General features: G+C 60.4%; 2 protein-coding genes. Both read left to right on the plus strand.

Annotated elements, in window-relative coordinates:
- Positions 1-340, plus strand: a 340-nt coding sequence (locus AC1DTN_RS37510; protein WP_477925186.1) for an ABC transporter permease, incomplete at its 5' end; no start/stop codon positions are given.
- The coding region (locus AC1DTN_RS37515) for an ATP-binding cassette domain-containing protein (protein ID WP_477925187.1) at positions 337-831 on the plus strand (495 nt) is incomplete at its 3' end. The genes AC1DTN_RS37510 and AC1DTN_RS37515, both read left to right, overlap by 4 nt.

Below are 831 nucleotides of genomic sequence, written 5' to 3' on the forward strand. Positions count from 1 at the left end.
GCAGGAGCCCTATGTTGAAGCGGCGGTCGCGGTCGGTGTGCGCACGCCGACGATTATTTTACGCCACATCATTCCGAACATTGCAGCCCCCATCGTCGTGTTGATGACGCTTTGGGTCGCCTCCGCCATCCGCCTGGAGGCTTCGCTCAGCTTCCTCGGCATCGGTACGCAACCGCCCAATCCAAGCTGGGGCAATATCATCCGTGACGGTCTTAACAACCTCTTCGGTTCACCCTGGCCGATCATCGGCGCCGGTATTGCGATTACGTTCGTGGTTCTCTCCTTCAACCTGATCGGCGACGCCGTGCGCGACGTGCTGGATCCGGAGACGAGCCAATGAAGCAGCCCTTGCTGAGTGTCGAGCATCTGCGGGTGGAATTCGGAACACCGGCAAACCCGATCGTTGTCGTCGATGATGTCAGCTTCGAAATCGAAGCTGGCGGAGCGGTCGGTATCGTCGGCGAATCCGGTTCCGGTAAGTCCGTCACCTCGCTTGCAATCATGCGGCTGGTGCCGGAACTCTGTCGGATTTCCGGCGGCAAGATCAGTTTCGAGGGCAATGATTTGCTGAAACTGCCGGCAAGCGCCATGCCCGAGATCCGCGGCCGGGACATCGCGATGATCTTTCAGGAGCCGATGAGCTCGCTGAACCCGGTCATGACGATCGGCGACCAGATCGGCGAGGCGATCAAGCTGCATGAGAAGATGAGCCGCGGAGAGCGCCGCGCCCGCATCATCGAACTCCTGAAGCTTGTCGGCATCCCCAATCCGGAAGGGCGTCTCGATGCCTATCCGCACCAGTTTTCGGGCGGTATGCGCCAGCGGGTGATG

The organism is Rhizobium sp. 01T444 (assembly GCF_056398305.1).